7 protein-coding genes, 1 tRNA gene and 1 pseudogene are annotated in these 8,536 nt (G+C 62.3%); 3 read left to right on the plus strand and 6 right to left on the minus strand.

The features are described from left to right. Positions 1–996 precede the first annotated feature (996 nt). Both KBZ04_RS11140 and KBZ04_RS11145 read left to right on the plus strand, forming a co-directional pair. Positions 997–1,350, plus strand: a complete 354-nt coding sequence (locus tag KBZ04_RS11140; RefSeq protein WP_254991999.1) for a hypothetical protein — start codon at positions 997–999, stop codon at positions 1,348–1,350. A gap of 740 nt (positions 1,351–2,090) precedes the next feature. Then, the gene (locus KBZ04_RS11145; protein WP_254992000.1) at positions 2,091–2,777 is read left to right on the plus strand and encodes a hypothetical protein; all 687 of its coding nucleotides are present in this window, start codon (positions 2,091–2,093) and stop codon (positions 2,775–2,777) included. Positions 2,778–3,000: 223 nt separating this feature from the next. Here the strand turns inward: KBZ04_RS11145 and KBZ04_RS11150 are convergent, their stop codons facing one another. The 6 genes from KBZ04_RS11150 to KBZ04_RS11175 all read right to left on the minus strand — a co-directional run bounded on the left by KBZ04_RS11150 (position 3,001) and on the right by KBZ04_RS11175 (position 8,097). Further along, complete coding sequence (locus KBZ04_RS11150) at positions 3,001–4,596, minus strand: AAA family ATPase (protein ID WP_254992001.1); 1,596 nt, start codon at positions 4,594–4,596, stop codon at positions 3,001–3,003. Continuing rightward, a complete protein-coding gene (locus tag KBZ04_RS11155) occupies positions 4,593–5,792 on the minus strand; it encodes a hypothetical protein (RefSeq protein WP_254992002.1) in 1,200 nt (399 codons plus the stop codon). Before KBZ04_RS11155 ends, KBZ04_RS11150 begins: the two co-directional genes overlap by 4 nt. After that, entirely contained in the window at positions 5,789–6,040 is a 252-nt protein-coding gene (locus KBZ04_RS11160; RefSeq protein ID WP_254992003.1) for a hypothetical protein, read from the minus strand. Before KBZ04_RS11160 ends, KBZ04_RS11155 begins: the two co-directional genes overlap by 4 nt. A 108-nt stretch (positions 6,041–6,148) precedes the next feature. Then, positions 6,149–6,406 (minus strand): hypothetical protein, encoded by a 258-nt coding sequence (locus tag KBZ04_RS11165; RefSeq protein ID WP_254992004.1) that lies wholly within the window; start codon positions 6,404–6,406, stop codon positions 6,149–6,151. 276 nt (positions 6,407–6,682) lie between these two features. Further along, positions 6,683–7,873, minus strand: a complete 1,191-nt coding sequence (locus KBZ04_RS11170) for a hypothetical protein (protein ID WP_254992005.1) — start codon at positions 7,871–7,873, stop codon at positions 6,683–6,685. A gap of 150 nt (positions 7,874–8,023) precedes the next feature. Further along, positions 8,024–8,097, minus strand: a tRNA-Arg gene (locus tag KBZ04_RS11175). A gap of 83 nt (positions 8,098–8,180) precedes the next feature. Between KBZ04_RS11175 and KBZ04_RS11180 the strand changes: the two are divergent. Further along, positions 8,181–8,536, plus strand: a pseudogene (locus KBZ04_RS11180) (hypothetical protein); the annotation flags it as partial.

Here is an 8,536-nt window from a genome sequence, read left to right on the forward strand (position 1 = left end):
GGGAGGGGGAGGCGCTCCGACAGCGATGGCCCGGAATCAAGACGCGCTAGACGCGTCACTTGCTTAGATAGACATTTCAGTCATTACTGGGGAGAGCATTGTCCTGTTCCAGTAAGCGCAAGACTCCCATCAACCGCATTATAGACATTTGATCTAACGTTTAGGGCAAGAGTCTTGAGATTCAGTTTGTAGAATATCGGTTCCGAGCTGAGGCTGTTGAACGCTAGTTCATCGCCAGATACTATGGCTGGAAGATTTACATCTTTCATTTCGCCGGAAACCATGGTCTTCATTTGTACCGCCATAGCGTCGGGCAGATAGGTGAATGTCTCTGTTCCACTCGTCATCGTGCCTGCCGCGTTCATTTCGATTGGGCACCTATATGTTGTCGATGTACTTGATGTTGATGAGCTTGTTGTTGTTGAGCTTCCGCCACACGCAGAAAGACATGCAGCAATAAGCAGAAGAGAGGCAAGAGAGCGAGCCGTTGTCATTGCTAGTTTAATCTAGTAATTAGGGGGGGCATGGCTTGACGATACTCCGAATCCTTTCTTATGGGTGGTGTTGCATTACCGATATGGGGGGTTGTGACTATCTAGGCGTAGAAACTGGCGCGTCTATGCAGGCGACGGCCAGTTCATCCCAGGCCAAGCGCGAGCGGTGATCCATCACCGCCAGGGTCCACGCCGCCCAAGGGCTGGGGGCCACAGGAGCGTGGCCACACCGGCGGCTGATGGGATGATTGACACTACTTGGCCAGATGGGCAGGAACATCGCGAGCGGCACGGGCTTAGGGGGTTTTGGCAGTTACTGTGAACATCCCCGAGCCTCAGGCCAACAGCCCTCCAGGGCGTTTCTGCCGGATCAGTTCAGGTTGGACATCCCCCTCAATAGCCCCTGCCCATGGCCTGATACGAGTCGCGTTCGCGTCGATAGAGGCACTGGAGGTAATTGATAATCTCTGACGCCCCCCGCAATCCTTCGCCCTTCTCTTCCATGAGCCGAAAGCTAGCCACCAAGCTGTTCGTCACCGCGCTTGTCACCTGTCCCTTCTGGCTCGGGCCAGCACTCATGGCGTCAGCTAATATCTCGGAAGGCAGGGCGCCATGGGTTGAAAAGCCGTTCGTTCTTGATATCGAAGCGGCAGAGATTGCCAAGTCTGGATTCCGCTCATTTGAGGAAGCGCGGCAGGACTTAATCGACAGCCGCGAGAAAGCGGTGATGATCCGCCAAGCCAAGGCCCAGGGTGCGGCCGAGTTCGTTGGCATGTCGTTCCTCGTCATCTTATGCGCTTGGTTCTTAAAGATGGTCTGGATCGATGACATCTACGGGTCTCGCCCTCGGCCTTAACTTCATGCCAGCAGCCCCCTCATCGGCTGAAGGGGGCGCCCCGTCGCAGGTGAGGGGAGCAGTGGCTAAGTCCACTAGCAATTCAGATCGTTGAACCTCTGGAAGAAACCGGAAGCTGCAGACCAAAGCCCCTGCGGCGTTATTGCTCAGAATCTCCTCTGTGACTGCCTTCTCTGTGCTTGACGGAATGGGAGTTGAGAATGCTGACAGTTCTTGGAACCGCTCAGCCAATTGTTAGGTGGGTGGATCAACTGCACGTATTGGAGGGCAATTATTCAAACCATCTACTATGGAAAGCCTTGGCCAACGGTTGTATCCAATGGCAGGGTGGTTGGACCGGTAAAGACGAATCATCTCTACTTCCTTAGCGGAGAGTTCGGCTTCGGTTGCATCGCAAGACTCCCATAGGATTTCCTTCCTCAACGTATAGTCTCTGCGGAGATTATCTGGAAGTGCTTCGAAGTCAGCATTGACAAGATTCATGTCGGGACTACCTATGTATCGAGCGCTACCAATGCTGTCCTTGCCTATGTAGGTCTTTCCTGTCGGGTATGTGATCTTGTATACCTGCTTCATGAGGGTGCGGCCGACCGGCCCGAATCCATTGCCGATGACCTACAACGGGGAATGATAGTGCACCAGCGTGGAAGCACCTCCTTTCGATTAGAGGGCCAGAATACGATCTTCGACTACACTCCCTGGTGTTCATGAATGGCGGGATCGAAATCTAAGGAGGCACCTTGCGCTGCCCAATCAACAAACAAACCCACGCGAAGAACATGGCTCCTCAAGTAAGACTTCTCATTCATCAGCCTCCCGTTTTTGAATCCACATCGATGTTTTGTTTGCTCACAAAAGAGACAAGGGAAGCCATCCTTAGCCTGCCCAGGGTGCACCAACGTTCAGTGGCTTGTCTCCGTTTTCTGCAGCAGATCTCAAACCCTTCTTTAGTTTCCGAAGAGCACAAGGAAATCATGCGAGTGGCATATTTAAGAGCAGCACTGATGGAGCTTGTCGGCATGGAAGAAATGCTTGACTACGATCTAGAAGAAAGGGGACAGGACGAAACGCCGTTGCAGATTAAAGATACCGAATGCGCGATGCTTATTTTGCTACGAGAACTGCGTCACCTTCAGCTCCATTTGGTTACATCTACATTTTCAAGAGAACCCAGGGATGCTGTGTACAGAGGAGGCGGAGAAGGTGAGATAGCGACAACAATAACAATCAACCTTATTCCACTAGAAGACTTGATAAAGATCAAGGAACTGAAAAATGCAAGACGATACAATGACCATGAGCTTGATGCGGCAATAGAGTGGCTTAATCAAGTTCAGTTAAACTGGGGCATTGCTGATGTTCTACAAAGAGGGGTTCAGAAGTATGCTGATGCATTGGTCGAGGAGTATCACTTGCTTGCGACTTAGCAATCGCACTGTCTGAAGAATGATCTCCCGGGCACCCCGGTGCAATAAGGCACCAGGGCCGCGAGAAGTGCTCATCGCTTCGCCTCCTCGGCAAGATGCCGGTCGGAAGCGCCCAAAGCAAAGCGCCGCTACTTGCTGATCAGCAGATCGAGGGGTGGCGGCCTGGCGGGCAACCCCCGACCGGCGGGGAGCGAGGAGAGTGGTTGGTGGTTGCGTCTGGCCATCACGGGGCCTCCTGCCGGGCTGGCCAGTGCGGGTCGTCGTCGTCGTCGAAGGCATCGGCTCCGGATCCAACGGACCCCCCAGGGGGGGTGGACTTCTCGGACGTCTCGGACGTCCCGCCTTTGCGCTGCAATGGATCCGGGTGAGACGTCCCGTCCGGACACTCCGTCTCACCCTGGGTTGGCCCGGTGGGTGAGAAGGAGTGTCCGGATTCATCGTCTCGCTCGGATCCCTTTATATGACTGGGTGGGACGTCCGAGACGTTCGTCCGAGAGCACGGGGAGCTAGGGCGGTACGTTGCACCGGTTCCGGCCGAAACCGACTCGACCACCCCCAGGGCCACCAGCGCCTTAAGCGCGTCTTCCACCCGCCGTGCCTCAGGGCCACGGCCGCGCTCCCCCCATGGGATGTCCAGCAGGTCGCACACCTCCCGGCGGGTCAGCCAGCCGACGCACCCTTCAAGCACCTCGCGCACCTGCTGCTGAAGGGGCGCCAGCTTGGCCAACTTCTCTGCGGCCTGGGCCTCGGCCTCCCATGCTTCGGTTTCGCCTGCCTTGGTGAAACTGCCAGCGCCATCACGGGAGACGACCAGGTCGAAACCCTCGCCGGACCTTCCCTCGCGAAACAACCGACGCTCCGGTGCGGTTTTGTTCGGCTGTCCGTTTGACTTCGCTAGATAGTGCATCGTTAACACGGTGTTAGCGGCGCCAGCGATTGCGTTGTGTCCGCTTAACGCTTCCACCCCAACCAGGTCCATCGCCTTGTTGCAATGATGCACCAGCAATAAAGTGCTGCCGCTGTCAATCACGGCCTGTTTCAGGTCGTAGAGTGTCGCGCCTATTTCGGGGTCGTTCTCACCGTGTTGCAGATTTCGCCCAATCGACCGAAGCGAATCCAGCACAATTAACGCACCCGGCAGGCTGCCGATTGTTCGCAACAGTGCGTCTAGATCTCTTTCGTTAAGGCGAAAGTTTCGCGACCACGTCAAGAACGGGTGGTGGTACGCGCCGACTGCTTCCAACATTTCGGCGCTGTCGCCGTCGGATTGGTCATCCGTCACAAGGATCACGGGACGCGGGTGGGCTGGTGCCGGGAACCCCAGAAAGCCGGTGCCGTTCATCACTGCGGCGGCCATGGCGACCGCTACGCGTGTCTTCCCTACCTTCGGCCTGCCGCCGATGATCGTCATGTCTTGCAGTGGGACGACGCCCGGCAGCAGCCAGCGGACGACCGGTCGAGGCATGGCGGCGCGGTCTGCCGCTGAAAGCGGTTTGAAGCAGTTCCCCTGCTCCGCGTCCTTCGCCTCCAGCACTCGCTGGGCAATGTCCTGTCGGTTCATCACTTCCTTGAGACCCAGATCCTTCAGGGCCTTCAGCAGTCGGGCGCGACGGCGGAGGCTGTTCCGTTCCCTCGCGGCCTGCACCTCGATGCAGCGTTCCATGCAGACCACCCGCCGGCCATGCCCCAAGTCCCGTTTTCCCCAACGGGCGCGGGTGTCCGGCCGCGGAGTGAAGCCCTGAGCCGGCCCCTTTCCGTTTCCGTTGCCGTTGCTGGCGGCGAGGATCTCGGCGGCCTTGGCGTCATAGTCGCCGCTCATCGGCCCGCCCCCACCTGATACCAGAAGCTCCCGGCGGTGGTGCGGGTCCAGTCGTAGGCCCAGTAATCGGCGGCGTCGAGCACCCCGGGGCTGTGCTCCAGCGCCAGGGCCAGGGCGTCGGCATCGCTGCCGCCGGCCTCGCGAACCGCAGCCCGCAGCCCACCAACGAACAGGATGAACTTTTCCCGCTGCCCTTGCTTGGAGGCGTAGGGCGGGATGCGATCCAGCCCGGCGCGGATCTTCTCCATCGTCACCGGGCCTCCCCGGTGTCCTGCTGCTGCTGGCCGCGGCCGGTGCTGCCTCAGGGGTGGGGCTGGTGGGGGAGGCGGCTGGAGGGCTCGCAGCCGGACCGCCAGCGAGTCGGGATCCAGCACCGTGGCGGCGGCGGAGTGGATGGTGGCCAGCCGTCCGGTGCGGGGGTGGTGGCCACCAGCCAGCCGAAGCACCCGGTTCGGATTGGACAGCGAGCCATCCACCGCACAGTCCGGCTCCAGGTGCCGGTAGGCGGCGACTGCCAGCTTCTGCAGTTCGGTGAACCGCTCGGGGGTGATGGGCTCCACCAGGCGCCAGTAGCAGTGGATCGATTTCCCGCCGGTGCTGACGCTGAACGTGGGCGGTGCGCCGAACACGGCCGCGGCCAGGGCCAACTGATCGGCGCCGCTAATTCCCTCGCGGTCACATTCCGCGAACAGCCACCGGCAGGGGGCGATGTGGTCGGCGCGGGATCCCCAGTAGATCGGCCGGCACCATGGCGCTGCCGACCCACTGACCCAGGCCGCACAGCGCCGCTCACGCTCGGCCTGCTGCTGCTCTGCCGTCTGGGCCACCCCGTCGCGGATCTTCGGGGCGTTGAAATGCTCCGGCCTGCTCCCCCAGCCCGCTGGCTGCGGGTGCGGTTCGCTGACGATCAGCCCCAGGCTGTGCCCCGGGTGCCGGTGCAGGTCCGCCTCGATGGCCGCGGCCAGCCCGGGATCCCCGGCCAGCACCTGCGCCGTGGTGGCCAGGTAGTAGGTGCTCCAGCCGCGGGGCTCGCCCGGTGCGGGCTGGGGCGGGAATAGGGTGAGCAGCACCAGGGCCTCAGGCCGCTGGCGGCTGCGCAGCAGCGCCACATGGGTGGCCACCGCGGGCCAGTGGAAGAGCGCCGTAGGGGGCGCCGCAGCCCCGGGGCTGGTGTGGCTGGAGGTCGTGGCCGTCATGGCAGGACCTCGCCGGCTCCGGCCAGGTCCTGGGTGGGGTGAACGTCGCGGACGATCCAGCTCCAGCCGATGCGCCGGCAGAACTCGATCGCGCGCTCCGCTGTGCCGCAGGTGCCGAGACTGTGTGATCCGTCAGGGGTGAACACCCGCCCGGTGGGGGTGACGATCAGGGCCGCGGCTGTGCCGGGCTGGGGCTCGATAGAATCCTTCGAGAGGAGACCAGTCTTGGTCTCGATTTGATAGTTCATGATGGGTGAACTCGGTTTCCTGTAGTGGGTCATCGGGTGGCCTTCTCGGCCTTTCAGAGGAACCAGGGCCCCGGCAGCGCCAACTGCACGGGGTCTTTCTCTGTCTGCTCACGCGGCGGGCTGCGCTTTCTTCCGCGCCGGGTAGTGGTTGTCGTGCTTGGGCGCCCCCATCTGCCTGGAGCGCTTCTGCAAAGTGGCCTCGACGGCTGCGAGGTCCCAGCGAAGACTCGCCCTTAGGCTGCCGGTTCCCAGCGCGACGAAATGCACGCCGGGCCGGAAGATCCCGTCGGCACGCATTCGGGCGAGGGTGTTTTTGCTCACGCGCAGGGAGTCCCGCACGTCACCAGTGGTGGCGGTGAAAATCATGATTGAAGGGGAGGGATAATGAGGCCCGACGGGGCCATAGCCCCGTGACCTGCAATCACCCTAAGGGGCAATCGTGCTCCTGCAACGCACTTCCGAGAAACTAATTTCTGCCCGATCCAGCATCCAACGGCTGAACGCAATCAGGGCAATGGTTCTACGCGGTTAGGCCAGGAATACGACCAAAAAAATACTTTGAGAATTGGCACGTAGTGTTCTCTTTTCAGTGCGTAGCGTTCGCTTTTCGGCGCGTAACCTCGCTTTCCCGGCTCGTAGTTGTCACTTTCCGGCGCGTAACTTCACCAGTTCGGAAACCTTGGACTGCAGGGCGGGGCCATCCAGCCGCCTCCCGTAGGTGGCCAGGTGCACCGCGGGCGAATGCCCCATCAGCTCGGCGGCCTCCCTGACGTGCAGCCCCAGGTCGAGGCCCAGCCGCAAGGCGAAGGCGTGGCGCGTGGCGTAGCTGCTTACGTCCTCCGGCATCCGCAGGCGGCGGAGCTGCTTCGTCATCCGTTCCCCCGGGCTGGCCGCCGTCTGGCTCCAGCTCGGCAGCCCGTGCTCCCTCCACCGCCCCAGCAGCCCGAAGCAGTCGAGGGGCCACCCGGCAGGTGGCACCGCCGGCACCTGCCGCGGCCGGGTCGCCCCCTTGCTGCTGACCTTCGAACGGCTCACCACTGCCACGGGCTGGCCTCCGGCCGCTCCTTTCAGCTCCAGGCCGATCAGTTCCTGGGGGCGCAACCCGAACACGATCAGGGCATCCCACGCCACCAGGTCGACGGCTGTGAGCTTGCTTCCCTCGATCGCCTCGCGCAGTTGCTGGATCTCTTGATCCGTCAGTGCCCGCACCCCCCGGGGATCTGCCGCGGCCTTTCCACTTCCCCGGAGGGTGGCCAGCTCCTCGGGCCAGCTCCAGCCCGCTTCCTTCCACAGCCGGCGGCCCCGGTCGTAGGCCATCTGCCTCGACCTGCTGTTCGGCTCCCAGCCCCGTAGGAAAGCGGCCAGGAAGGTCTCATCGTCAGCCCAGCGGCGCTCACCAGCCGTTGCCACCAGCCGGCTCAGGTAGGGGCTCCAGGTGCGCTCCCAGGTGCGGGGGGCCATCTGCTCCCCCACCAGCCGGGCTTCCAGTTGCTGGAGCAGCCGCTGCAGGTGCTCGGGGTGCAGGTGCCCCGGGTCGTCACCTGCCGGGGTGGCCTCAGGATCGGGCCATTCCCAGGTGCCAGCGAGGACGGCATCGAACACGGCGCAGGCTTCGGTCAGGGCCGCGGCGGCAGTGGCTGGTCCCGGAGGCGTGGCCAGGGTGAAAGCTCGGCGGGTGGCCACCGACTCAGAGGGCTCCCCAGGCCGCGGCGGTAACTCGGCGCTCACGATCCGCAGCCGGTCGCGGTGCTCCTGAAGGAACCACCCGGTCCGGCCCGTCCGGTGGGCCTTGAAGCTGCCGCAGAGGCTTTTCAGCCAGGGGGGCTGCGCCATCGTTATCACCCACGGGTAAATCCTGGGTAAAACTTTGGCATTTCCTGGGTTTTTAGGGGGCTTTCTGGACCCATGGCAGGTGCTGGGACACCCCCTGAGAGCCCCCGTCCTGACTAGCTTCTTCCAGTCTGTGACTGGCTTTTGCCCTGACGCCCCCTGATGGATTCGAACCATCGACCGGCTGCTTAGAAGGCAGCTGCTCTATCCAGCTGAGCTAAGGGAGCACGGAGCGCATTGTGCCAGCGTTCGGTGGCGAGGGCACTCCGGTAGCCACCCGTACAGTGGACGACCTCGCCTGAACCGTTCCATGGCCGCCTCCCGGCTCAGCGACAGCCAGAAAACCGAACTGGTTGGGCGTTTCCGGGAGGGCTCCAGCAGCCAGGAACTGGCGGACAGCTACGGCTGCAGCCCCAACACGGTCATCCGGGTGGTGCGCACGGAGCTGGGCGAAGCGGAGTACGAGCGGGTCAAGTCCGAGCGCTCCCGCCGGCGCAGCCGGCCGCCGGTGGGGGCGGCCGAGCCCCCCGAGGCCTTGCAGACGGCCCTGGAGATCAGCAGTCCCGAACCCGCTCCAGAGCCGCCGGCCCCCGAACCCACCCCGGAACCTAACGAGACCCTTGCCCCCGAGGAGCCCGAGCCTGAGCCCGACACCGCGCCCGAGCC

Origin of the sequence: Cyanobium sp. N5-Cardenillas (assembly GCF_024345515.1) — a bacterium.
Lineage (GTDB): Bacteria > Cyanobacteriota > Cyanobacteriia > PCC-6307 > Cyanobiaceae > Cyanobium.